We start from the raw sequence: 684 nt of genomic DNA on the forward strand, positions 1-684 counted from the left end.
CTGTAATAATCAACTGCCCTATACCTGGAATGGCAATACATATAATGCCGCGGGAACCTATAAGGATACTTTGACCAGTGCCGCTGGTTGCGACTCCATCGTAACCCTCACACTCACAGTAAAAGCAACATTGACAGGCGCCCAAACTGCAACCGTTTGTAGCAATAAGCTACCGTATCTCTGGAATGGAAACTCTTATAACGCAGCTGGCACTTATAAAGACACCCTGATCAGCGCTTCAGGTTGCGACTCAATTGTTACCCTGACATTGAATGTTAACCCAACTAAGACAGGAGCACAAACCATAACCATTTGCAACAACCAACTGCCTTATACCTGGAATGGCAACACTTACAATGCGGCCGGCACTTATAAAGATACCCTGACCAGCGCCGCTGGCTGCGACTCCATAGTTACCCTCACACTGAATGTCAATCCTGTTGTAACAGGATCTCAAACAGCCACTGTATGTGCCAACCAATTACCATATACCTGGAACGGAAACACATACAATGCCGCTGGCACTTATAAAGACACACTGATCAGCGCTTCTGGTTGTGATTCTATCGTTACCCTCACACTGAATGTCAACCCAACTAAGACGGGCGCACAAACCATAACCATTTGCAACAACCAACTACCTTATTCCTGGAATGGCAATACCTACAACGCTGCTGGAACCTA

The 684-nt window shown here is 46.3% G+C and carries 1 protein-coding gene; it reads left to right on the forward strand.

Annotation, left to right across the window (positions count from 1 at the left end; translation table 11 throughout):
• On the forward strand, nt 1-684 hold a 684-nt coding region (locus A3860_RS40975; RefSeq protein WP_216823399.1), incomplete at both ends, for a hypothetical protein.

Origin of the sequence: Niastella vici (assembly GCF_002077945.1) — a bacterium.
Lineage (GTDB): Bacteria > Bacteroidota > Bacteroidia > Chitinophagales > Chitinophagaceae > Niastella > Niastella vici.